Raw genomic sequence first — 23,251 nt, 5'->3', positions numbered from 1 at the left:
CTATAAAAATGTTTACATATTGTTAAGTATGACCTTTATCAGATAAGGAGGAACGTAAATGGACGCTGCAAAGGAAAAAATCACAGAATTGCAGGGGTTTAAACTCCATGTAATCGAAACGGAAAAATACAAAACGAATACATTTGTTTGGAAAATGAAAGCACCATTGACTAATGATGACGTAACGAAAAGGGCTCTCCTTCCACAAGTGCTCCAAAGCAGTTCAGCTAAATATACTTCAACACCGGCACTTCGGTCCTACCTCGATGAATTATATGGTGCGACACTATTTGTTGATTTAGCAAAAAAAGGTGAATACCATATCATGAGCTTCTCATTGGAAATTGCTAATGAGAAATTTTTGAGCGATTCGACTCCCTTATTAAAAAAAGGCTTTGAATTGCTAGCGGAAATTTTGACTAATCCCAACATTTCCGGAAATGGCTTTGACCAAAAAACAGTTGAAAAAGAAAAGCGTACACTTAAGTCTAGAATTCACTCTGTTTTTGATGATAAAATGCGCTACTCTAATGTCCGCCTCTTAGAAGAAATGTGTAAGGGTGAACCCTATGCGCTGCAGGTGAATGGAGTATCGGCAGATGTCGATGAAATTACACCGGAGAATTTATACGAATATTTTAAAAGAGCTTTTCAAGAAGATGAAATGGACCTGTATGTTATCGGTGATGTGAACGAGGCAGAAGTAAAAAAACTAGCTGGAGAGCTCCTGCAATTTGAAGGCAGAACACCGAAAAAGGTAAATACTAAGGGAATAACCAAAAGGGCTGAAGTAAACGAGATTAAAGAAGAACAAGACGTAAAACAAGGTAAATTAAATATTGGCTATCGAACAAACATTGTTTATGGTGATCCTGATTATTTTGATCTTCAAGTTTTTAATGGGATATTCGGCGGCTTTTCACATTCTAAGTTATTCATCAACGTCCGTGAAAAAGCAAGCCTTGCCTATTATGCTGCTAGTCGTTTAGAAAGCCACAAAGGGTTAATGATGGTGATGTCAGGCATTGATTTAAAGAACTATGACCAGGCAGTTAGCATCATCCATGAACAAATGGAAGCAATGAGAAACGGGGACTACACCGATGAGGAAATAGCACAGACAAAAGCAGTCATTCAAAATCAAATGCTCGAAACACTTGATACACCAAGAGGTCTGCAAGAAGTACTTTATCATAATGTAATAGCAAAAACAGCTATCAACCTTGAAGCGTGGCTGACTGAGATGCAAAAAACAACGAAAGAAGACATTATGGCTGTGGCTAAAAAGATTGATCTTGATACAATCTATTTCCTAACAGGAACGGAGGCGGGAGATTGATGGAGAAAATAACTTTTGATCAGGTTCAGGAAGAGCTTTATCACGAAAAAATGTCAAACGGGCTCAATGTCTATATTTTGCCAAAGAAAGGCTTCAATAAAACGTACGCCACCTTTACCACCAAATATGGTTCGGTAGATAATACCTTCGTTCCATTAGGAAAAGAGGAGTATGTCAAGGTACCTGATGGGATTGCCCATTTCCTAGAGCATAAGCTTTTTGAAAAGGAAGATGGCGATGTGTTTCAGCAATTTAGCCGTCAAGGGGCTTCTGCAAACGCATTTACATCATTTACAAGAACGGCCTATTTGTTTTCGAGTACGTCCGATGTTGAAAAAAACTTAGAAACATTGATTGATTTTGTCCAAGAACCTTACTTTTCCGAAAAAACTGTGGAAAAAGAAAAAGGAATTATCGGGCAGGAAATTACCATGTATGATGATAATCCTGATTGGCGCTTATATTTTGGCCTGATCCAAAATCTATATCAAAATCACCCTGTGAAAATCGATATTGCAGGCACCATCGAATCAATTTCACACATCACAAAGGATTGGCTGTACGAGTGTTATAATACCTTCTACCATCCGAGCAATATGCTATTGTTTATTGTTGGCCCTGTAGACCCAGAACTCTTCATGAATCAAGTAAGAGAAAACCAAGCAAAAAAAGAATATAAGGATATGCCTGAAATCAAGCGTCAATTTGCTGACGAGCCACGAGGTGCGGCTGAAAAAAAACAAGTGCTGCAAATGAATGTTCAAACATCCAAATGTTTGGTGGGCATCAAGGCACTCCATGTAGACCAAACAGGCAATGAAATGTTAAAAAACGAGTTAACCATGAATGTATTTCTTGATATATTGTTTGGGAAAAGTTCAGAACACTATAACCAGCTCTATAATGAAGGTTTAATAGATGAAACATTTGCCTATGACTATACACAAGAACAAGGCTTTGGTTTCGCCATGATAGGCGGGGACACCAGTGAACCGGATCAGCTGGCAGAAAAACTAAAAAAAATGCTCATGGATGCCACGAACAGCAATACATTTTCTGAAGAGCAGTTAGAAAGGGCAAAAAGAAAAAAGATTGGCGCATTTTTGCGGGCCATTAATTCACCTGAATATATCGCGAATCAATTTACCCGTTATGCGTTTAATGAGATGAACTTATTTGATGTTGTACCAACACTTGAAAAGATTACCCTGGGTGATGTTCAATCATTGGCCACAGAAATTATTTCCGAGGAGCGCTTTTCTGTATGTCAGGTAATTCCAAAAAAGTAATAAAGTGAGGAAGCGCCGCTTATCCGGCGCTTTTCCTCCGTTTTATTGTTTATTTTAGAAAGAGAGTGGTTTTTATGAAAAAATTTGCGCTAATCACGGGAGCAAGCGGTGGAATCGGTCAAGCGGTTGCTTGTAATTTGGCAGCAAAAGGATATCATTTATATTTACATTATCATAAAAATGAACAAGCAATTAAAGACTTAATGGACAAGCTTCAGCCCTATGGCGGAGAGTATATTCCCATCCATGCCGATTTTGGGGACGTAAATGGATATAAGACAGTATGTGCGCAAATTTTTTCCTTAGATGCGATTATTCACTGTGGAGGACACAGTCATTATGGACTTCTTATGGATTTAATCCAGGAAGAAGCAGAAGCTTTACTGAATGTTCATGTATTAAATCCGCTAATGATGACAAAAGAGTTACTCCCGAAATTATTAAATAAGGGAACAGGAAATATCATTGTGATTACCTCTGTTTGGGGTCAAACAGGTGCCGCGTGTGAGGTGGCCTATTCTGCAGCAAAGGGTGCGCAGATCGCCTTTGTAAAGGCCCTCAGTAAAGAAGTAGCTTTAAACGGGATTCGGGTCAACGCAATTGCTCCTGGTGCAGTTGAAACAAAGATGATGGAGGGATTTACAAAGGAAGAGCTCGAACGGATTACTTTTGAGATCCCAATGGGAAGGCTGGGGCAGCCTGAAGAAATAGCGAGAAGTGTTGCCTTCCTGCTTTCAGACGAGTCCTCCTATATTACTGGGCAGGTCCTCGCTATTAACGGTGGCTGGTACACATAAAGATGATAAATATTTCATGAATAGTTTAAGCCTCTTATTCACAAAATAACGATGTACTATTTTAAAAGGAGGAATGATGATGTCTGTCTTAGATAATTGGAAGCAGTGGCAAGATTTCCTTGGTGATCGTCTTGATCACGCACAAAATGAAGGTATGAGTGAAGGCGCAATCAACAATCTTGCTTTTCAAATTGGGGATTATTTAGCCAATCAAGTTGATCCGAAAAATGAGCAGGAAAGAATTCTTTCCGACATGTGGTCAGTTGCTGATAAGGCGGAACAACAGGCAATTGCCAACATTATGGTTAAACTTGTTAGAGAATAATCGGAAAGAGAGGGGACAACTCCTCTCTTTTTTATATGTTTTTCCTTTCATCTTTACTCAAAATCATTTATGATAAGGTTTAGATAAGGATTTGTGAAAAAATTGTCGAAACTTCTTTTTAGGAGGTTTTTAATTTTGAAAAAAGAATGGTATTTAGAATATGAGATCCAAAAGAACCGCCCAGGGCTATTAGGAGACATTTCATCCTTATTGGGTATGCTTTCAATTAATATTGTAACCATCAATGGTGTTGATGAAGGAAGACGAGGTCTGCTTATTTTAGCAAAAGATGATAATCAAATTAAACGACTTGAGTCAATTTTACATACAATGGACACAATAAAATTAATCAAACTGAGAGAACCGAAGCTCCGTGACATCCTAGCGGTCAGACACGGGCGCTATATTCAAAGGGACGCCGATGATAAAAAAACTTTCCGTTTTGTAAGGGATGAGCTTGGATTATTAGTAGATTTTATGGCAGAATTATTTAAGCAGGATGGACATAAGCTCATCGGTATTCGCGGTATGCCCCGAGTTGGCAAAACAGAATCACTTGTAGCTGCAAGTGTTTGTGCAAATAAGCGCTGGTTGTTTGTATCATCCACACTTTTGAAACAAACGATTCGCAATCAACTAATTGAAGATGAGTACAATGAAAACAACCTGTTCATTCTGGATGGGATTGTTTCGACAAGGCGTGCAAATGAGCGTCACTGGCAGCTTGTTCGTGAAATTATGCGTTTACCGTCTGTTAAAGTAGTGGAGCATCCTGATATTTTCGTACAAAACTCGGAATATACGCTTGAGGATTTTGATTATATTATCGAACTAAGGAATGACTCTGAAGAAGAGATTACATACGATATTGTTGATCAGCATAATATGTTCTCCGGATCTGATTTTGGAGATTTTGATTTTTAATATATTGGAAGGTGTTAACAGGTGACTGAATTAGGGAATCGACTAAAAGAAGCCCGAATAGCAAAAGGATTAAGTTTGGATGACTTACAATCCATGACAAAGATTCAAAAACGTTATTTAATTGGTATCGAAGAGGGTAACTATTCCAGCATGCCCGGGAATTTTTATGTTCGTGCCTTTATTAAGCAGTATTCTGAGGCACTCAACCTCAATCCAGATGAAATTTTTGAAACGTATAAAAGTGAGATTCCTGCTTCTTTAAATGAGGAGCTGCCGCAGCAAATATCAAGAGTGAAAACACAAAAATTGGTGACAGACGGAAATTCAAAAATCTTTGATCTTCTTCCAAAAATCTTAATCGGTGTGTTTGTTATTGGTGTCATTAGTGCTGTCTATTATTTTTTTTCTCACTATTCCGGCACAGATACAAAGAGTTTGAAGAATAAAGAGAATGACCCAGTTCAACTTTCTACTAACGAAAAGCTAGAAAAAGCAAAAGTGAATGAAAAAGATAACAATAAGGAAAAAGACAGCGGAAAAGAAAAGGAAACGACAAAACCAGAAGTAGAGAAGCCACCTGTAGTAGAAACACCTAAACAAGAAGTAACGGTCTTACAAAGCAGTGGGAAGAATTCAACTTATGATTTAAAAAACGCTGATAAATTTGTTGTCAAATTGGTGTCAAAAGGTCAAACCTGGGTTAGTATTAAAAATGGGAAAGGGAAATCCTTTTTTCAAGGGACATTAAAAACGCTTGAAAGTGGTGGACCCGAAAGCCAAACCGTAGATTTATCGGCAGAAAGCAGTGCCGTAATTAGAGTTGGAAACGCGGCCGATACTGAAATCTATGTAAATGACCAATTGCTTGTGTATGCTGTTGCACCGACTAAAGATGTTCAGAACATTACGATTCAATATGTTCCGAAGAGCGAATAGTCATCTGTTGATGGCTATTTTTCGCTTTCAATAAACTTGTGGAGGAAAATTATGAATATTCCAAACAAAATAACTGTATCAAGAATCTTATTAATCCCTTTATTCTTGATCATTATGCTGGCTCCTTTTGATTGGGGGAAAATGAATCTTCTTGGGGCGAATCTGCCCGTTACCCATTTTGTCGGGGCATTGATTTTTATTATTGCTTCATCAACCGACTGGATTGATGGTCATTATGCCCGAAAGTATAATCTTGTGACCAATATGGGGAAATTTCTCGACCCGCTAGCCGACAAACTGCTAGTGTCGGCTGCACTAATTGTCCTAGTGGAAATTAATGACGTTTATGCCCCTTCTTGGATCGTCATCATTATAATCAGTAGGGAATTTGCTGTTACCGGTCTGCGCCTGCTTCTTGCCGGTGAGGGTGAAGTGGTTGCCGCTAATATGCTTGGGAAAATCAAGACGTGGACACAAATAGTCGCGATCTCGTCAATCTTGTTACATAATTTTATTTTTGTGATGATTCCATTTCGCTTTGATGTGGTGTCATTGTGGGTGGCATTGTTTTTTACAGTATGGTCTGGCTGGGATTATTTTGCGAAAAATAGTCATGTGCTAAAAAACTCAAAATAAGCTTTGACTGAAGGAGTGATTAATGTGAATGCTGAGATTATCGCGGTTGGATCGGAATTGTTACTCGGTCAAATTGTAAATACGAATGCAAGATTTTTGTCTCAGCAATTGGCTGGACTGGGAATTGATGTTTATTATCATACGGTCGTAGGTGATAATCCTGATAGAGTAAAAGCTGCGATAGAGCATGCAGAAACGCGCTCCGAAATTATTATTTTTACTGGTGGACTCGGACCAACGAAGGATGATTTGACAAAGGAAACGATTGCTCGCCACCTTGGAAAAGGGCTCGTCATGGATGAAACAGCATTAGCGTCGATTGAGCTTTTTTTCAAGCGGACAAACCGGGTCATGACGGAAAACAACCGAAAGCAAGCCCTTGTTTTAGAAGGATCTCAAATTCTTGCAAATGATCATGGAATGGCACCTGGAATGGTGTTAGAATCAGCTGGCCATATTTATATGCTCCTGCCTGGCCCGCCAAAAGAAATGGAACCAATGTTTCTTGATTACGGAGGTCCAGCGCTTTCCTCTAAGACTGGTTCCAATGAGAAGATTGTCTCAAGAGTGCTCCGGTTTTTTGGTATTGGGGAAGCAGCGCTGGAAACTGAAATCATGGATATTATTGAAGCACAAAGCAATCCTACAATTGCACCACTCGCAGGTGATGGCGAGGTGACCTTAAGGCTGACCGCAAAACATCTGGATGAAAAGATTGCGCACATGATGCTTGATGATGTGGAAAAAAACATCAATCAGCGTGTGGGTGAATTCCTTTATGGCTATGACAACACTTCGCTATTGCAAGAGCTGATGAACGGTTTAAAGGAAAGAAAATTAACTATTACAGCTGCCGAGAGTTTAACAGGCGGGCTGTTCCAACAGGAGTTAACGACGATTTCAGGTGCGAGCTCTGTGTTTGAGGGCGGAGTCGTTTGCTACTCAAATGAGGTTAAGCAGCAAATTTTGCAGGTGAACCAAGAAACGCTCGATAACCATGGTGCCGTGAGTGAGCAATGCGCCAAAGAGCTCGCGGAAAATGCAGCAAGGATTTTTGCAACAGATATTGGAATTAGCTTTACCGGTGTGGCTGGCCCTGACGAACTGGAAGGTAAGCCGGTTGGCACTGTTTATATTGGGATTGCCGTTAAGGGAAGCCCAACAATGGTTGAAAAGATTACTCTTAGCGGTACAAGAAATGCGATCCGAAATCGATCCGTAAAATACGGATGCTATTTTTTGTTAAAGAAGTTGAAAGAATCACAGAATGCGAATTAAGCTTTCTGTGATTTTTTTTTGGAAAAAGGGGAGGAGCGCATGGGTAAGAGGGAAAAAGCCGCTGCATTGCCCGAAAACGGGAAAACAGAGGATTTGGGGTAAAAGAAGAAGAGTGGTATTTCTTGAAGTAATTGTTGAGAGTCCTATTTTCAATTATTAGAAATTACCTAATACCAAATTTAGTAAATTACAGATAAGCTGGTGTGCCTTTCCACAATAGCTCTATAATTTCTTAATAAAAAAGAGGGCAAAAGTCGAAGTAGAGGGTTCTGCTTATGATTTTTATGCAGTTTTAGTAAATTTTCCGACAAATTGAGAAGTACTGCTTATCGAGCTTCTAACTATGCAATAAGAGGCGTATGAAGGGCAAAATTGTCATTTTCTCCAGTATAAATAGTTTGGATTGAGGTAGAATAAATGTTCGTGTTTTTGCTCGACAAATAGTATGAAAGAGGTTATATTATTAATAGGGTTTATTTTGCTAGATTGCAGTAAATTTAAAAAAATTTTTAATATAAAGGGAGGAACTATTTGTGAGTGACCGTAAGGCCGCCTTAGAAATGGCGTTAAAACAAATAGAAAAACAATTTGGTAAAGGTTCCGTCATGAAGATGGGAGAGAAAACAGATACGAGGATTTTAACATCTCCCAGCGGCTCCTTAGCACTTGATGCAGCACTAGGGGTTGGCGGATACCCCCGTGGCAGAATAATTGAAATTTATGGTCCAGAAAGCTCGGGTAAAACAACAGTTGCCTTGCATGCGATTGCTGAAGTCCAAGCAAAAGGTGGACAAGCAGCGTTTATCGACGCCGAGCATGCCCTCGATCCAACCTATGCACAAAAGTTGGGTGTTAATATTGATGAGTTATTATTATCGCAGCCTGATACCGGTGAACAAGCACTTGAAATCGCAGAAGCATTAGTACGAAGCGGTGCAATTGATATTATTGTAGTCGACTCAGTAGCCGCATTAGTTCCAAAAGCGGAAATTGAAGGCGAAATGGGAGATTCTCATATGGGTTTACAAGCTCGCTTGATGTCTCAAGCACTTCGTAAACTATCTGGAGCCATTAACAAGTCCAAGACAATCGCTATCTTTATTAACCAAATCCGTGAAAAAATTGGAGTTATGTTTGGGAACCCCGAAACCACACCTGGTGGTCGTGCACTAAAGTTTTATTCAACAGTCCGTCTTGAAGTACGCCGTTCGGAAGCGTTAAAGCAAGGAACTGATATAGTGGGGAATAAAACCAAAATTAAAATTGTAAAGAATAAGGTTGCTCCGCCATTCCGTACAGCAGAGGTAGATATCATGTATGGTGTAGGGATTTCTAAGGAAGGCGAGACTATTGATCTAGGCTCCGAATTAGATATCGTTCAAAAGAGCGGTTCATGGTATTCTTATAACGATGTAAGAATTGGTCAAGGCCGCGAAAATGCAAAGCTGTACTTAAAGGAAAACCCAGATATTTGCCTCGAAATTCAAACGAAAATCCGTGAGCATTACGGTTTAGACAGTGAAAAGGTTGTAACAGAAACAGATGATGACGATCAATTTGAGCTAATTGATTAATCAATTTAAGCAAAGCCCGAAATTGGGTTTTGCTTTTTTAATAAAATGAATAATTATATATACTAGTAGATAATTATTCAGAAAAATTTAGCGGAACCAATGAATTAACAAGGTAATTCCTAAATATTTGAAAAAGCCAATTAGACTAAGCCTTGACAATGAATATTCCCACCTTTACAATTAACATGTATATTTTACATTTTTGGAAATATTACAATTCGAAAAAGCCTTGGTGCTTGCTGTATGTTGAGTCTAAACAATGTACATGCCGACACTTAAAAAAATTAACACAAGTTCATAGCAAGAGGAGGTGTAACGATGGACACAATTACTATTATCATCTCCATTTTGCTTGGCCTATTCGTCGGTGCCGTTGTTGGCTATTTTATTCGTAAATCCATTGCTGAAGCAAAGATAGCAGGAGCAAAGAATGCTGCAGAGCAGATTCTAGAAGATGCGAAACGTGATGCTGATGCATTAAAAAAGGAAGCCCTGTTAGAGGCAAAGGATGAAATTCACAAGCTTCGAACAGAAGCTGAACGTGAGGTTCGGGAACGAAGAAATGAACTGCAAAAACAAGAAAACCGTTTACTGCAAAGAGAAGAGAATTTAGATCGAAAAGAAGAAACGCTCAACAAGCGTGAAAATCTTTTAGAAAAGAAGGATGATTCTCTAAACCAAAGACAACAGCATATTGAAGAGATGGAAAGCAAAGTGGACGAGTTGGTAAGAAGACAACAAACTGAACTCGAACGAATATCGAGCCTAACGCGCGAGGAAGCGAAAACAATCATTATTGACAAAATGGAGCAGGAACTTACCCATGACACTGCGATAATGATTAAGGAAAGCGAAAATCGTGCGAAAGAGGAAGCTGACAAGAAAGCGAAGGAAATTCTTTCGCTAGCAATCCAGCGTTGCGCTGCTGACCATGTAGCGGAAACGACGGTTTCTGTCGTCAACCTTCCAAATGACGAAATGAAGGGCCGGATCATTGGCCGTGAAGGACGAAATATCCGTACACTTGAAACGTTAACGGGAATTGATTTGATAATTGATGATACTCCTGAAGCTGTTATTCTTTCAGGCTTTGACCCTATTCGTCGTGAAACGGCCCGCTTAGCACTTGAGAAATTGGTCCAAGATGGGCGTATCCATCCGGCACGAATTGAGGAAATGGTAGAAAAATCACGTCGCGAGGTGGATGAGTATATCCGTGAAGTGGGTGAACAAACCACCTTTGAAGTGGGTGTACATGGACTTCATCCAGATTTGATTAAAATTCTTGGCCGCTTGAAATTCCGTACGAGCTACGGACAAAACGTCTTAAAGCATTCAATGGAAGTGGCACAGCTTTCGGGCTTGCTTGCGGCTGAACTTGGTCAAGATGAAACGTTAGCTCGCCGCGCAGGCTTACTTCACGATATTGGGAAAGCAATTGACCATGAAGTGGAAGGAAGCCATGTGGAAATCGGGGTTGAACTTGCAACGAAATACAAGGAACACCCAGTGGTAATCAATAGTATTGCCTCCCACCATGGGGATACAGAACCAACATCGATTATTGCCGTGCTTGTCGCTGCGGCAGATGCCTTATCAGCTGCAAGACCAGGTGCAAGAAGTGAGACTCTTGAGAACTATATCCGCCGACTTGAGAAGCTGGAAGAGATTTCTGAATCCTATGAAGGTGTCGAGAAATCCTTTGCGATTCAAGCTGGACGAGAAGTGCGTATTATTGTAAGACCAGATGCGGTAGATGACCTAGCAGCACATCGATTAGCACGCGATATCCGTAAGCGTATCGAAGAAGAGCTGGATTACCCTGGACATATTAAAGTGACAGTCATTCGCGAGACACGGGCTGTTGAATACGCAAAATAAAGCGGTGCGAAAGCACCGCTTTATTTATTGGTCGTAGGCTCCGGTTAAATGATGGGGATTTGTGATACAATTTAAACAAATAAATATTTTTAAGACGAAAGGAAATCAAATGAATCTACTTTTTATCGGCGATGTGGTCGGCTCACCAGGCCGTGACATGGTGAAGGATTATCTGCCAAAATTAAAAGAAAAATATCGGCCCCATTTTACGATTATTAATGGAGAAAATGCAGCTGGGGGCAAAGGAATTACTGAAAAAATCTATCGAGAGTTTTTAGGGTATGGAGCACAAGCTGTAACTCTTGGAAATCATGCCTGGGATAATCGTGAGATTTTTGAATTTATCGATTCGGCGAAAAATATGGTCAGACCGGCGAATTTTCCAGAAGGAACTCCTGGTAAAGGGTTGGCATTTTTTAAAGTAAATGAGCTGGAAGTGGCGGTCATTAATCTGCAGGGGCGAACATTTATGGCACCATTGGATTGCCCGTTTAGAAAGGCAGACGAATTAGTGGAAATAGCTAAAGAAAGAACGCCATTCATTTTTGTCGACTTTCATGCGGAAGTGACGAGCGAAAAGCAGGCAATGGGCTGGTATCTCGATGGGAGAGTATCTGCTGTTGTCGGGACGCACACGCATGTACAAACAGCCGATAGCCGGATCTTACCTGGAGGAACAGGCTATTTAACTGATGTGGGCATGACTGGTCCTTATGATGGCATTCTTGGTGTAGAAAGAGAAGCAGTATTGACCAAGTTTCTTACAAGCCTTCCTGTCCGCTTTGAGGTCGCGAAATCGGGCCGTAATCAGCTAAGTGCGGTTTATATCGAACTTGATAGAAAAAGTGGACAATGCAAAAAAATGGAGCGCATATTAATCAACGACGATCATCCATTATATAGTTAAGCGAAAACCTTCCGCGGGGAAGGTTTTTTTATTGGCTTTTTTTGTCCAAGCCGGAATATGTCATTTGACAACTGAATATAGTAGCAGTGGAATGTTATAACCTGATTTGTGTTCATGAACTGCTCATGCGGGATCGGGATTTTCTAAGGGGGAGCTAGGAATGGAAATATTAAAAGTTTCAGCAAAATCTAATCCTAATTCTGTAGCTGGTGCACTTGCCGGAGTTCTGCGTGAAAGAGGTGCAGCAGAAATACAGGCAATTGGTGCGGGTGCATTGAATCAAGCCGTAAAGGCAGTAGCAATTGCACGAGGATTTGTAGCACCTAGCGGAGTTGATTTAATCTGTATCCCTGCGTTTACCGATATTTTAATTGATGGGGAGGAACGAACAGCTATTAAGCTAATTGTAGAGCCGCGGTGAAAGAGATAGATTATTTATAAGTGATTAAAAAGTGAAAAAATCTCCTGCTTGTTAGTATTTACAAGCGGGTTTTTTCTAGTTATTTAATTATAAATATACTATTCTGATATATAATGAAAAATTATAAAAAAGTAAAATTCGATTTCGGTAAATAAGGTAAAACAGCGTCAGACCGTATGTTCAAACCCCAATACTGTCTTGTTTTTTTGGAAATAAAAATAGCAGATTTTAAATAATAAAAAAATATTCATATTTTAGACAATATTTCGCTCCAAAGGGTTGCAATTTTAGGTGCATAGGTCTAGAATTGTAAGCGTTTAGTACATATCTGAGGAATCGCTTTCAGTCTTTAAAGCGTAAAAAATAGCGATTTACTCGGAATAGTGCTACACTTAAAAAGATTCATACTACTTATTTTTTACATATCCAAAGGGGTGTAAGTCATGATCAATCAACTTTCATGGAAAGTTGGCGGACAACAAGGGGAAGGTATTGAAAGTACTGGGGAAATCTTTGCAATCGCACTGAATCGCATGGGATATTACTTGTATGGTTATCGTCACTTTTCGTCTCGAATTAAAGGCGGTCATACAAACAATAAGATCAGAGTGAGTACAACAGAGGTTCGTTCGATTTCTGATGATCTTGATATCCTTGTAGCGTTTGACCAAGAAACCATCGATGTAAATTATCAAGAGCTTCATAGCAAAGGTGTAATCCTTGCTGACTCAAAATTCAATCCAAAAAAACCTGAAGATACTGAAGCTTCGTTGTATGCGGTTCCATTCACTGAGATTGCCACACAGCTAGGAACTTCTTTAATGAAGAACATGGTAGCAATCGGGGCGACTTCTGCAGTATTAGACCTAGATATTCATGTATTTGAAGTAGTAGTCCGTGAGATTTTTGGCAAAAAAGGCGACAAAGTTGTTGCGAAAAATATGGAAGCCATCCAAGCTGGCTTTGATTATATGAAAGAGCAAATGGATGCAAATGTTCCAACAATGGTTCTTGAAAAAGCCGATGGCAAACGCCGTATGTATATGATTGGTAATGATGCCATTGCATTGGGCGCACTTGCGGCAGGCTGCCGTTTCATGGCTGCTTATCCAATCACACCTGCTTCTGATATTATGGAGTATTTGATTAAGAAGTTACCTGCACTTGGCGGGACTGTTATCCAAACAGAAGATGAAATTGCAGCATGTACCATGACAATTGGCGCAAGCTACGGTGGTGTTCGTGCGATTACTGCTTCTTCAGGGCCTGGATTATCATTAAAGATGGAAGCAATCGGCTTGGCTGGAATTACAGAAACTCCGCTTGTTATTGTTGATACACAACGTGGTGGTCCATCGACAGGATTACCTACAAAACAAGAACAGTCAGATTTAATGGCGATGATTTATGGGACACATGGAGAAATTCCGAAAATTGTTATGGCTCCAAGTACTGTCCAAGAAGCTTTCTATGATACAGCTGAGGCATTCAACCTAGCTGAAGAATATCAATGTCCAGTTATCGTATTGTCGGACCTTCAATTATCACTAGGAAAACAAACAGTAGAGCCGCTTGATGCTTCTAAAGTGGAAATTCGACGCGGTAAGCTCGTAACTGAAGAACTTCCAGAGATTGAAAACAAGGGTTACTTTAAACGGTATGAAGTGACGGAAGATGGTGTTTCACCACGTACGATTCCAGGGATGAAAAATGGTATCCACCATGTTACTGGCGTTGAGCATGCTGAAACGGGTAAACCATCTGAATCGGCACCAAATCGGATTGCCCAAATGGATAAACGTTTCCGTAAAGTTGAAAATATTCGTTTTAATACACCTGTATATAAGAATGCACCACACGAGGAAGCCGATTTGTTAATCGTTGGTTTTAACTCTACTCGTGGAGCGATTGAGGAAGCAATGACTCGCTTAGAAAAAGACGGCTTGAAAGCGAATCATGCACAAATTCGCTTAATTCATCCTTTCCCAACTGACGAGGTTCTTCCGCTTGTGCGTTCAGCGAAAAAAGTAATTGTCGTGGAAAACAATGCGACTGGTCAATTGGCTAATATTATGAAAATGAATGTTGGGTATGCTGAAAAAATCACTAAATACCTTAAATATGATGGAAATCCGTTTCTTCCACACGAAGTTCATTCAAAATGTAAGGAGTTGTTCTAAATGGCCACTTTTAAAGACTTTCGTAACGATGTGAAACCGAACTGGTGCCCTGGCTGTGGCGACTTCTCCGTACAAGCGGCAATGCAGCGTGCGGCAGCAAATGTTGGTTTAGTACCGGAAAATTTAGCAGTAGTTTCAGGGATTGGCTGTTCAGGCCGTATCTCTGGTTATATTAATTCATACGGCTTCCATGGCATTCATGGCCGCTCACTTCCGATTGCCCAGGGTGTTAAAATGGCTAATCGTGATTTAACGGTTATTGCTTCTGGCGGTGACGGTGACGGTTATGCAATTGGGATGGGGCATACGATTCATGCTATTCGTCGTAATATTGACATTACTTACATTGTCATGGATAACCAAATTTATGGGTTAACAAAGGGACAAACATCTCCTCGTTCGGCGGTAGGTTTTAAAACAAAATCAACGCCGATGGGATCAATCGAACAATCGATTTCCCCGATGGAGATGGCTTTAACCGTAGGAGCAACCTTTGTTGCACAAAGTTTCTCTACCGACTTAAAAGACTTAACGGCATTAATTGAAGCGGGTATCAACCACAAAGGTTTTGCTTTAATCAATGTGTTCAGTCCATGTGTAACCTATAATAAGGTCAACACGTATGATTGGTTTAAGGAAAATCTAACGAAGCTTAGTGATGTGGAAGGATATGACGCATCAAACCGTGAAAATGCGATGCAGACATTAATGAAACATAACGGCTTAGTTACTGGACTTATTTACCAAAATACTGAGCGTCAATCTTATCAAGAATTATTGACTGGATACTCCGAAGAACCGTTGGTAGATTCAGACTTAAACCTTGACCAAGCACATTTCGATAAATTAGTTGCTGAATTTATGTAATCATGAAAAGCTAAACATCCCGGGGAGTCAATTCCCCGGGATTTTCTATTGTTTTCACCCGCTGAAACCTTTATACTATTATAATGTGCAGATAGGGCACATACTCCTTTACTTTTTATAGTAAAGGTAATAAATTACATTATTTATTTTAATAGACGCTAAAGTTAATTTGGTTGAAAGGAGATTTATCCCAATGAATGAAAAACAACGTTTAGATAGCAAACAAGTTGAAGCTGCCAATTCTTCGGACAAAAAATCCGCCAAGGATTACAGCAAATACTTTGAGCAGGTTATTACAGCACCTTCTTTAAAAGAAGCAAAAAAACGTGGAAAAGAAGAAGTAAAATATCATAATGATTTTGCGATTCCTGAAGAATTCCGCGGCATGGGTGAGGGCCGTAAGTTTTATATTCGGACGTATGGCTGTCAAATGAATGAACATGATACTGAAGTTATGGCAGGGATCTTTTTAGCACTAGGTTATGAGCCGACAGACAGCGTGGTGGATGCGAATGTTATTCTCTTAAATACATGTGCCATCCGTGAGAATGCAGAAAACAAAGTGTTCGGTGAACTGGGCCATTTAAAATCCTTGAAATTGGAAAGACCTGACCTGCTTATTGGTGTTTGTGGGTGTATGTCCCAAGAAGAATCCGTTGTAAATAAGATTCTAAAAACCTACCATCAGGTTGACATGATTTTTGGTACTCACAATATTCACCGCTTACCAAACATTTTGCAAGAAGCATATATGTCGAAAGAAATGGTTGTCGAAGTATGGTCAAAGGAAGGCGATGTTATTGAAAACCTTCCAAAAGTCCGCCGTGGTAAGATTAAGGCCTGGGTTAATATTATGTATGGCTGTGATAAATTCTGTACGTACTGTATCGTCCCATTCACGCGTGGGAAGGAACGAAGCCGTCGTCCTGAAGAAATTATCCAAGAGGTCCGTCAGTTAGCAGCACAAGGCTACCAGGAAGTCACTCTCCTTGGTCAAAATGTTAATGCCTATGGTAAAGATCTAGAAATTGAAAACTACGGTCTTGGTGAGTTGATGGATGATTTACGTAAAATCGATATCCCGCGGATTCGTTTCACTACAAGTCACCCCCGTGACTTTGATGACCGCCTGATTGAAGTACTTGCCAAAGGCGGTAACTTAATGGATCATATCCATTTACCTGTTCAATCGGGTTCAACTGACGTTTTAAAAATTATGGCTCGTAAATATACAAGAGAACAATATTTAGAGCTTGTGAGAAAAATTAAAGCAGCGATTCCGAATGTCGCTTTAACAACTGATATTATCGTTGGCTACCCGAACGAAACGGACGAACAGTTTGAAGAAACGATGTCTCTCTATCGTGAGGTTGGTTATGAATTGGCGTATACTTTCATTTACTCACCGCGGGAAGGTACTCCAGCAGCAAAAATGGAAGATAATGTCCCAATGGAAGTGAAGAAAGCACGCTTGCAGCGTTTAAACGCGCTTGTGAATGAACTTTCTTTAGAGGCAATGAAAAAGCATGAAGGCCAAATCCTTGACGTCCTTGTTGAAGGGGAAAGCAAGAACAACCCTGAAGTCCTTGCCGGGTACACAACTAGAAGCAAGCTGGTAAACTTTGCTGCTCCAAAGTCAGCAATTGGAAAAATTGTTAAAGTAAAAATTACCCAAGCAAAAACATGGTCATTAAACGGAGAAATGGTCGAAGAATTACAACCAGCAGAGGTGAAATAAAGTGGCGAAGTATACAAAAGATGATATCGTCGCTCGTGCTGCGGATTTAGCACGGATGATTGCAGAAACTGAGGAAGTGGACTTCTTCAAACGGGCAGAAGCTCATATTCATGATAATCAAAAGGTGAAGACTTTAATTGCAGATATTAAAGGATTGCAAAAACAAGCGGTAAATCTTCAGCATTACGGAAAACCGGAAGCATTAAAAAAGGTAGAAGACAAAATAGCTTCCGTTGAGCAAGAATTAGATGAAATACCTGTTGTCCAGGATTTCAAGCAATCTCAATTAGAAGTAAATGAGCTGCTTCAGCTGATTGCTTCAACTATTTCTAATACGGTTACCGATGAAATTATTGTTTCAACGGGCGGAGATGTATTAATGGGTGAAACAGGATCGAGCATGAAGAATGGTGGCGGGGCATGTGATGGCCACGACGCTTGCGATCACGAACATTAAAAATTTTGAGCCAGGCTTTTAACTAAGCCTGGTTTTGTTTTTTAAGATTTTTTAATCCCCTCAAAAGATGCCTTTAACCATTGCAGCCTCCGTTTTAAGTACAGGCATGAAAGGCACACACCTATAAATCCCGCATAAAATGAACTATGACTAAACTTTTAACCAGTATTCACAAAAATATATTTCACACTAGTCTACAAATTAGCATAGGATGAAATGAAACTGAATGAGGAGGGTTCGCGCGAAATGGGAGAATATAGAGAGATAATAACGAAGGCGGTTGTAGCGAAAGGACAGAAATTCACCCAGTCCAATCATACGATAAGCCCGGCACATAGTCCAACGAGTATTCTTGGCTGTTGGATCATCAACCATAAATACAACGCGAAAAAAGTCGGCAAGACTGTTGAGATACACGGCTCATATGACATTAACGTTTGGTACTCATTTAATGATAATACCAAAACAGAAGTGGTGACTGAACGTGTTCAATATACAGATGTAATTAAGCTGAAGTATCGTGACAATGATTGCATCGATGACAATGAAATTGTTGCACGGGTTCTGCAGCAGCCAAATTGTTGCGAAGCAGTCATCTCCCCTAATGGCAATCGAATCATCGTCCATGTCGAAAGAGAATTTCTTGTTGAAGTAATTGGTGAGACAAAGATTTGTGTTCGCGTCAATCCTGAAGAATGCAAAGACGATGACGATGCGTGGGGAATGGATGTAGACGACGAAGAATTCGAAGAATTAAATCCCGATTTCTTAGTCGGCTCAGAAGAGGAATAAGACTAACTAGGAGGTTTTTACTTCCTAGTTTTTTTCTTTTATACGCTGAATTTTTTTCCGTAAAACAAGCACCTTAAAGTTAGGAGGTGTTTAAATAATGGAACCTAGACAGCCCGGAAGTAATAAGATGCCTGATTTTGACAAATTAAACGATCGACTGATTGCTGAAAGTTCGACTTCCCCCATGTTAGTAATTAAAACGAATCTTGACCCAGAAGATACTGTAGAAAATAACCCGTATTATCATGATGAGGAACCGAAAGATCCAAAAGAATTTAAAGCGTATTTTGAAGAGTAAAAAGCCGGGAGATTATTCTTCCTGGCTTTCTTTCCACTCAGGCCGCAATAAAGACAAAACATGAGTATCATGAAATTGTTCATTTTGAAGAATGTAGCCGCGCAGTAATCCTTCCTTCATAAAGCCTTGCTTCATAAGTAAATGGATGGATGCTTCATTTTCGGGGTAAACAACAGCCCCAATTCGATACAAATCCAATCGATTGAAACTAAAGTCCAGCACTTCTTTAATCGCCTCTGAGGCATAGCCCATTCTCCAAAAGGAGGGATGGAGTTCATAACCGATTTCGGCCCGTTTATTATTCAGCTGTAAACCATTAAGACCTACCGTTCCGATGATTCGTTGATTTTCTTTTAGTTTAATTCCCCAGCGAATCCCTCGTTTATCAAGAAAGTTCTTAAGAAACAAATCAATTAATCTTGTCGCTTCGACCTGTAAGGTGAACCGATTGGTCCCATAAAACCGGGTTACTTCTTCTAATGATAAAATTCCGTAAAGTTCATCAACATGCTGATGGGTTATTTCAATTAATTTTAATCTTTTTGTTTCTAAAATAGGAAAATTCACTTAAAACACCTCGTATATTTAGCGAAATATAGTATATTAACTTAAATTTTCCTCTTTAGTGTATAACGTGCAAACGTAAAAGAAAAGAAATAATTCCCTTTAGCTAAAACCTTGTTAAAATAGGCATTAAGAATAAGTAATTGTTTGACCTGGTTTAATAGGATGGACTTTTATCCTTTCATCATTTACATGTGCAGCTGATTTTTATAAAGGGAGCGGTGGGTGGTGTCAAGATGCAGCAATCTAAGTATATCGAATTAATAGAAAATGAATTATTACCACAAATACATTTATCCACTACTAGCCCCTTCGATCCAATCATTGTAAACAATCGGTCCAATTCGTGGAAAACAATCGGGAGCGGCAATTATGCTGGGGTCTTTTCTCATGTTTCGCATCCACAAAGGGTGGTAAAAGTATATGGACGCAGCCATGAGGAGCTTAAAAAGGAGATTGACGTTTATAAAAAATTGGGAACTCATGAATCCTATTCCACTTTAATTACGTATGGGGATAGTTATTTAGTATTAAAAAAGCTTGAGGGGATTACTTTATTTGATGCAGTTGTACGGGGGATTCAAATCCCAAAACTGGTGATTGAGGATATCGATCAAGGCCTGGAATATGCCCGGTCTGTTGGCTTAAATCCCTTTGATGTTCACGGTAAAAATGTTGTCATGTTTGAGGGAAGAGGGTATATCGTTGACGTATCGGATTTTTATAAACAGGGCTATTGCCGGAAGTGGGATGATCTGAAAAAGGCTTATAACAAGATATATCAACCATATCTTTATAAATACCATCCACCGATACCGTTTTTTTTCGTTAACGGGGTCCGAAAAGGATATCGGCTGTATCGCAGAATGCAAAAGAAATAGGGGGAAATAGCTGTTAAATATACCTAATATTCTGATAGTATAGAAATGACACAAGACTTTTTTTAGATAGGAGGAGCCCTTGGTGAATTTCCCTGTATACATATTTGGAATTCATCCCCATTTGTTATTAGAAGCGCTAGCATACTTCATTGGCTTTCGTGTGTATTTATACACGCGAAATAAAGAACGGATTCCAATCGATAAAGCGCTTTGGGTGGTAGTTGGTGCCACATTAGGTGCGGCACTAGGTTCAAAGCTGCTTTATTGGTTCGAAGACCCCGAAAAGACACTAGAAAATTGGAATAATTTAATTTATCTAATCGAAGGGAAAACGATTGTCGGCGGATTATTAGGTGGATTAATTGGTGTCGAAACAGCCAAAAAATTAATTGGCTGGACGCGTTCGACCGGAGATGATTTTGTTCTGCCCTTAGCAGTGGGAATGATGATTGGGAGAATCGGCTGCTTTTTAACGGGGTTAGATGATCATACATACGGTGTGGCAACCACTTGGTTTACAGGCGTTGACTTTGGGGACGGAATTAAGCGGCATCCTACCCAGTTATATGAAATATTCTTCCTGCTAGTTCTAATAATTGTACTCTATCAAATAAAAAGGAAACAAGTTGGATGGGAGGGATTATTGTTCCAGTTATTCATGCTTAGTTATTTATGGTTCCGCTTGATGATTGATTTCATTAAACCAACACCGCACCCTTATTGGATCCTTAATAATATTCAGCTTGCAAGCTTACTAGGAATTGCGTATTACCTCTGGCTGATTAATAAAAAACAAACAGAAAGAAGGAGAGAAGTCCATGCCTAACCGCCCATATTTATTTTATGAATTAACGAACAGTATTTGTTCAACCTGTCTTCGTAAAGTTGAAGCAAAGGTTATTATTGAAAATGAAAAGGTATATTTGGTGAAAAATTGTATGCAGCACGGGCGGGAGAAAGTATTGATTTCTACTGATGTTGCCTATTATAAATGGTGCCGCGAGTTTATCAAGCCTTCGGAAATGCCGTATCGCTGGAATACACCGATTAAGTACGGCTGTCCTTATGATTGCGGACTATGCCCCGATCATGAGCAGCATAGCTGTTTAACGCTGTTAGAAATAACCGAGAGATGTAATTTGAAATGTCCGATTTGTTATGCAGAATCTTCCCCGCAAAAAGGGAGCTTCCGCAGCCTGGAAAAAATTGAATTTATGCTCGATAATATTATTAAAAATGAACGCCATGCGGATATTGTCCAAATCAGCGGCGGGGAGCCAACAATCCATCCGCAGTTTTTTGATATTCTCGATATGGCAAAATCTAGACCAATCCGGCATATAATGGTGAATACGAATGGACTTCGAATCGCCAATGATAAGGAATTTGTAAAACGGCTTGCTACCTATTCACCGGGCTTTGAAATCTACCTTCAATTTGATAGCTTTGAAAAAGAAGCACTCGAAGAATTAAGAGGCGTCGATCTAAGAGATATTAGACAAAAAGCAATCGAGAATTTAAATGAGTACAATATTTCCACTACACTTGTTGTCACATTGAAAAAAGGATTAAACGACCATGAGGTGGGAAAAATCATTCAATATGGCTTGAAACAGAAATGTGTCCGTGGGGTAACCTTTCAGCCCATTCAGGCGGCAGGAAGATTGGAGGACTATGATCCATCGACCAATCGCTTAACATTGAGTGAAGTTAGACAGATGATTATCGGCCAATCCAATGTTTTTGGGCCAAAGGATATCATCCCTGTTCCCTGCCACCCAGACTGCCTTGCGATGGGGTATGCCTTAAAACAAGACGGTGTGGCAACACCATTAACAGGCTTAATCGATCCGAACATATTATTAGAGGGAGAACGAAATACAATTGTATTTGAACAAGATGATAATATTAAAAATATGATATTTAAATTGTTTTCTCTGAATCACTCACCAGATTCGTCAGCATTATCCTTACAGGATTTATTATGCTGTCTGCCGAAAGTTTCAATGCCTGGCCAAATTGGCTATGACAATGTGTTCCGGGTGATTATCATGCAATTTTTAGATGCATATAATTTTGATGTCCGTTCTGTCAAAAAATCCTGTGTTCATATCGCTCATCCAGATGGGCGAATCATCCCGTTTGATACCTATAATTTATTTTACCGAGATGAGAAAGAGCTTGAGTTGAAGAAAATTCAGGCGGAGCTTGAAGGGCGAACTTTTGTAAGTGCGGAATAGTTGCTTATTCTGCCCGCGAGCCCGAAAAAAGAGGCTAGACAGTCACAAAAAGAGATAATTGTGCCCCTGACCTCGAAAAAAGAAGCAAGACGGTCACAAAAAAGTTCTGCTTTTTAAGAATAGGGGGGATTTGGTTGAATCAGAATCAATGGAATAAAAAACATGGGTCATTAAAAGACCTTTGGCTTGGAATTGGAATCTCTCTTGGATTTTACTTACTAGGTATATTCATATTATTTATGTTTGCCTCTATCTTTTTTGCCTATTTGTGTATTGCAATCATTGGTTTAGTTCTGTTTCCAATCATAAGTTTCGCAACGAAAAGGAACCGATTAGGGCAGGGGGCATTAATTGGTCTTGGATTAAATATATTATTATTTACCGCCTGCTTTGGAATCTTAATAACCAATTTTGGTGGATGAAAAGGAGTGGAGCATGATGGATGATCGTCAATTTCGAGATGCAATGGGCAAATTTGCGACAGGGGTAACGGTCGTGACGACAAAAGTTGACGGAAATGTTCATGGGATGACCGCCAATGCCTTCATGTCCGTTTCACTGAATCCGAAACTTGTTGTTGTCTCTATTGCAGAAAAGGCACAAATGCTGGAAAAAATAAAGCAGAGCGGGACATTCTCCGTTAATATCCTTGCTGCTGACCAGCAAGAGCTGTCAATGGTTTTTGCCGGACAGGTGAAAAATCATAAAGAAGTGGTGTTTGAACATCTAAACGGAGTTCCGGTGTTGCCGAATTCATTGGCGCAAATTTCTTGTGAAGTCTCGGCTTCACATGTTGAAGGAGACCACACGTTGATTATTGGCAAGGTTATAGACATTCGGGTTGAAGATTCCGAACCACTTATTTATAGTAGTGGAAAATATCGACTGTTGGCAGAGGAGAGCAAATAAAAGGAAAAAGGAAAGAAA

General features: G+C 39.7%; 24 protein-coding genes. 23 read left to right on the top strand and 1 reads right to left on the bottom strand.

Translation table 11 applies throughout. The features are described from left to right. The first annotated feature begins 58 nt into the window (after nt 1-58). The 18 genes from yfmF (at nt 59) to BANVL01_RS00375 (ending at nt 18,639) form a co-directional block, all read left to right on the top strand. The gene (gene yfmF, locus BANVL01_RS00460; protein WP_066085420.1) at nt 59-1,339 is read left to right on the top strand and encodes an EF-P 5-aminopentanol modification-associated protein YfmF; all 1,281 of its coding nucleotides are present in this window, start codon (nt 59-61) and stop codon (nt 1,337-1,339) included. Next, entirely contained in the window at nt 1,339-2,628 is a 1,290-nt protein-coding gene (yfmH, locus tag BANVL01_RS00455) for an EF-P 5-aminopentanol modification-associated protein YfmH (RefSeq protein ID WP_066085422.1), read from the top strand. Before yfmF ends, yfmH begins: the two co-directional genes overlap by 1 nt. Nucleotides 2,629-2,702: 74 nt before the next feature. Further along, nucleotides 2,703-3,425, top strand: coding sequence for an elongation factor P 5-aminopentanone reductase (gene ymfI / locus BANVL01_RS00450; protein WP_066085425.1), 723 nt, complete (start codon nt 2,703-2,705; stop codon nt 3,423-3,425). Nucleotides 3,426-3,504: 79 nt separating this feature from the next. Further along, nucleotides 3,505-3,750, top strand: coding sequence for a DUF3243 domain-containing protein (locus BANVL01_RS00445; protein WP_066085428.1), 246 nt, complete (start codon nt 3,505-3,507; stop codon nt 3,748-3,750). 132 nt (nt 3,751-3,882) lie between these two features. Further along, the gene (locus BANVL01_RS00440) at nt 3,883-4,674 is read left to right on the top strand and encodes a DUF3388 domain-containing protein (RefSeq protein ID WP_066096337.1); all 792 of its coding nucleotides are present in this window, start codon (nt 3,883-3,885) and stop codon (nt 4,672-4,674) included. Nucleotides 4,675-4,695: 21 nt separating this feature from the next. Continuing rightward, on the top strand, nt 4,696-5,610 hold the full coding sequence (locus BANVL01_RS00435; protein ID WP_066085434.1) for a helix-turn-helix domain-containing protein: 915 nt from the start codon (nt 4,696-4,698) through the stop codon (nt 5,608-5,610). A 51-nt stretch (nt 5,611-5,661) separates the two neighbouring features. Then, nucleotides 5,662-6,246: a CDP-diacylglycerol--glycerol-3-phosphate 3-phosphatidyltransferase gene (gene pgsA, locus BANVL01_RS00430; RefSeq protein ID WP_066085437.1), complete on the top strand. Its 585-nt coding sequence runs from the start codon at nt 5,662-5,664 to the stop codon at nt 6,244-6,246. A gap of 24 nt (nt 6,247-6,270) precedes the next feature. After that, nucleotides 6,271-7,524, top strand: a complete 1,254-nt coding sequence (locus BANVL01_RS00425; protein ID WP_066085441.1) for a competence/damage-inducible protein A — start codon at nt 6,271-6,273, stop codon at nt 7,522-7,524. Between the two features lie 533 nt (nt 7,525-8,057). Continuing rightward, nucleotides 8,058-9,098 (top strand): recombinase RecA, encoded by a 1,041-nt coding sequence (gene recA, locus BANVL01_RS00420; RefSeq protein ID WP_066085445.1) that lies wholly within the window; start codon nt 8,058-8,060, stop codon nt 9,096-9,098. A gap of 318 nt (nt 9,099-9,416) precedes the next feature. Next, nucleotides 9,417-10,979, top strand: a complete 1,563-nt coding sequence (rny, locus tag BANVL01_RS00415; protein WP_066085448.1) for a ribonuclease Y — start codon at nt 9,417-9,419, stop codon at nt 10,977-10,979. A gap of 109 nt (nt 10,980-11,088) precedes the next feature. Further along, nucleotides 11,089-11,886, top strand: a complete 798-nt coding sequence (locus tag BANVL01_RS00410) for a TIGR00282 family metallophosphoesterase (RefSeq protein WP_066096342.1) — start codon at nt 11,089-11,091, stop codon at nt 11,884-11,886. A gap of 160 nt (nt 11,887-12,046) precedes the next feature. Beyond that, on the top strand, nt 12,047-12,307 hold the full coding sequence (gene spoVS / locus BANVL01_RS00405; RefSeq protein ID WP_003211281.1) for a stage V sporulation protein SpoVS: 261 nt from the start codon (nt 12,047-12,049) through the stop codon (nt 12,305-12,307). 443 nt (nt 12,308-12,750) lie between these two features. Next, the gene (locus tag BANVL01_RS00400; protein WP_066085451.1) at nt 12,751-14,487 is read left to right on the top strand and encodes a 2-oxoacid:acceptor oxidoreductase subunit alpha; all 1,737 of its coding nucleotides are present in this window, start codon (nt 12,751-12,753) and stop codon (nt 14,485-14,487) included. Further along, a complete protein-coding gene (locus BANVL01_RS00395; RefSeq protein WP_066085455.1) occupies nt 14,488-15,354 on the top strand; it encodes a 2-oxoacid:ferredoxin oxidoreductase subunit beta in 867 nt (288 codons plus the stop codon). Between the two features lie 193 nt (nt 15,355-15,547). Further along, nucleotides 15,548-17,092, top strand: coding sequence for a tRNA (N6-isopentenyl adenosine(37)-C2)-methylthiotransferase MiaB (gene miaB, locus BANVL01_RS00390; protein WP_066085457.1), 1,545 nt, complete (start codon nt 15,548-15,550; stop codon nt 17,090-17,092). Nucleotide 17,093: 1 nt separating this feature from the next. After that, nucleotides 17,094-17,549, top strand: a complete 456-nt coding sequence (locus BANVL01_RS00385) for a YlbF/YmcA family competence regulator (RefSeq protein WP_066085460.1) — start codon at nt 17,094-17,096, stop codon at nt 17,547-17,549. A 246-nt stretch (nt 17,550-17,795) separates the two neighbouring features. Further along, the gene (locus BANVL01_RS00380; RefSeq protein ID WP_066085461.1) at nt 17,796-18,341 is read left to right on the top strand and encodes an outer spore coat protein CotE; all 546 of its coding nucleotides are present in this window, start codon (nt 17,796-17,798) and stop codon (nt 18,339-18,341) included. 97 nt (nt 18,342-18,438) lie between these two features. Beyond that, entirely contained in the window at nt 18,439-18,639 is a 201-nt protein-coding gene (locus BANVL01_RS00375; RefSeq protein WP_066085466.1) for a hypothetical protein, read from the top strand. Nucleotides 18,640-18,651: 12 nt separating this feature from the next. Here the strand turns inward: BANVL01_RS00375 and BANVL01_RS00370 are convergent, their stop codons facing one another. Further along, nucleotides 18,652-19,206 carry a GNAT family N-acetyltransferase gene (locus BANVL01_RS00370; protein WP_066085469.1) on the bottom strand — a complete coding sequence of 185 codons (555 nt, stop codon included), beginning with the start codon at nt 19,204-19,206 and terminating at the stop codon, nt 18,652-18,654. Between the two features lie 233 nt (nt 19,207-19,439). Here BANVL01_RS00370 and BANVL01_RS00365 point away from each other — a divergent pair, with 233 nt between their 5' ends. From BANVL01_RS00365 to BANVL01_RS00345, 5 genes are all read left to right on the top strand, one after another. After that, entirely contained in the window at nt 19,440-20,084 is a 645-nt protein-coding gene (locus tag BANVL01_RS00365) for a protein kinase family protein (protein WP_066085471.1), read from the top strand. A gap of 82 nt (nt 20,085-20,166) precedes the next feature. Continuing rightward, nucleotides 20,167-20,910 (top strand): prolipoprotein diacylglyceryl transferase, encoded by a 744-nt coding sequence (locus BANVL01_RS00360; RefSeq protein ID WP_066085474.1) that lies wholly within the window; start codon nt 20,167-20,169, stop codon nt 20,908-20,910. Next, complete coding sequence (locus BANVL01_RS00355; protein WP_066085475.1) at nt 20,903-22,324, top strand: radical SAM protein; 1,422 nt, start codon at nt 20,903-20,905, stop codon at nt 22,322-22,324. Before BANVL01_RS00360 ends, BANVL01_RS00355 begins: the two co-directional genes overlap by 8 nt. A 134-nt stretch (nt 22,325-22,458) precedes the next feature. Further along, a complete protein-coding gene (locus BANVL01_RS00350; RefSeq protein ID WP_066085478.1) occupies nt 22,459-22,746 on the top strand; it encodes a hypothetical protein in 288 nt (95 codons plus the stop codon). Between the two features lie 16 nt (nt 22,747-22,762). Continuing rightward, nucleotides 22,763-23,233: a flavin reductase family protein gene (locus tag BANVL01_RS00345; RefSeq protein ID WP_066085481.1), complete on the top strand. Its 471-nt coding sequence runs from the start codon at nt 22,763-22,765 to the stop codon at nt 23,231-23,233. Nucleotides 23,234-23,251: the final 18 nt, after the last annotated feature.

Source organism: Neobacillus novalis NBRC 102450 (assembly GCF_001591805.1).
GTDB classification, from domain to species: Bacteria; Bacillota; Bacilli; order Bacillales; family Cytobacillaceae; genus Neobacillus; species Neobacillus novalis.
The sequence above is the reverse complement of the archived record's forward strand: the minus strand, read 5'-3'. Positions and strand labels throughout refer to the sequence as shown.

Excerpts from the sequence above, each read along its gene's own strand:
- BANVL01_RS00365 (WP_066085471.1), top strand. The coding sequence starts at position 19,440 with ATGCAGCAATCTAAGTATATCGAATTAATAGAAAATGAATTATTACCA.
- yfmF (WP_066085420.1), top strand. The coding sequence starts at position 59 with ATGGACGCTGCAAAGGAAAAAATCACAGAATTGCAGGGGTTTAAACTC.
- BANVL01_RS00445 (WP_066085428.1), top strand. The coding sequence starts at position 3,505 with ATGTCTGTCTTAGATAATTGGAAGCAGTGGCAAGATTTCCTTGGTGAT.
- BANVL01_RS00375 (WP_066085466.1), top strand. The coding sequence starts at position 18,439 with ATGGAACCTAGACAGCCCGGAAGTAATAAGATGCCTGATTTTGACAAA.
- yfmH (WP_066085422.1), top strand. The coding sequence starts at position 1,339 with ATGGAGAAAATAACTTTTGATCAGGTTCAGGAAGAGCTTTATCACGAA.
- BANVL01_RS00410 (WP_066096342.1), top strand. The coding sequence starts at position 11,089 with ATGAATCTACTTTTTATCGGCGATGTGGTCGGCTCACCAGGCCGTGAC.
- ymfI (WP_066085425.1), top strand. The coding sequence starts at position 2,703 with ATGAAAAAATTTGCGCTAATCACGGGAGCAAGCGGTGGAATCGGTCAA.
- pgsA (WP_066085437.1), top strand. The coding sequence starts at position 5,662 with ATGAATATTCCAAACAAAATAACTGTATCAAGAATCTTATTAATCCCT.
- BANVL01_RS00380 (WP_066085461.1), top strand. The coding sequence starts at position 17,796 with ATGGGAGAATATAGAGAGATAATAACGAAGGCGGTTGTAGCGAAAGGA.
- BANVL01_RS00355 (WP_066085475.1), top strand. The coding sequence starts at position 20,903 with ATGCCTAACCGCCCATATTTATTTTATGAATTAACGAACAGTATTTGT.
- BANVL01_RS00345 (WP_066085481.1), top strand. The coding sequence starts at position 22,763 with ATGGATGATCGTCAATTTCGAGATGCAATGGGCAAATTTGCGACAGGG.
- BANVL01_RS00395 (WP_066085455.1), top strand. The coding sequence starts at position 14,488 with ATGGCCACTTTTAAAGACTTTCGTAACGATGTGAAACCGAACTGGTGC.
- miaB (WP_066085457.1), top strand. The coding sequence starts at position 15,548 with ATGAATGAAAAACAACGTTTAGATAGCAAACAAGTTGAAGCTGCCAAT.
- BANVL01_RS00400 (WP_066085451.1), top strand. The coding sequence starts at position 12,751 with ATGATCAATCAACTTTCATGGAAAGTTGGCGGACAACAAGGGGAAGGT.
- spoVS (WP_003211281.1), top strand. The coding sequence starts at position 12,047 with ATGGAAATATTAAAAGTTTCAGCAAAATCTAATCCTAATTCTGTAGCT.
- rny (WP_066085448.1), top strand. The coding sequence starts at position 9,417 with ATGGACACAATTACTATTATCATCTCCATTTTGCTTGGCCTATTCGTC.